At 47.1% G+C, this 223-nt stretch carries 1 protein-coding gene; it reads left to right on the top strand.

Annotation, left to right across the window (positions count from 1 at the left end; all coding sequences use genetic code 11):
* Positions 1-223: DUF4277 domain-containing protein (locus ACGF5R_RS25095; protein ID WP_387693377.1), on the top strand; the 223-nt coding region annotated here is incomplete at both ends.

Genomic DNA, 223 nt, shown 5'->3' with positions numbered 1-223 from the left:
TTGCGATGATCCTTAACGGGTTGGGGTTTCACAGCCGGACACTGCACATGTTTTCCGGTTTTTTCCAGCATAAGCCGATTGAACGTTTGATTGGCCCCGGTATTGATGCTGAACATCTGAATGATGACGTGCTGGGTCGTACATTGGATGCTTTATATGAGGCCGGCGTGTCAGAAGTCTATCAGATACTGGCTGAACAGGTCATTGATAAATTGGGCATAAC

The sequence above is a fragment of the Photorhabdus sp. RM71S genome (assembly GCF_042879355.1).
Lineage (GTDB): Bacteria > Pseudomonadota > Gammaproteobacteria > Enterobacterales > Enterobacteriaceae > Photorhabdus > Photorhabdus kayaii.
This window is presented reverse-complemented; position numbering and strand designations above follow the sequence as displayed.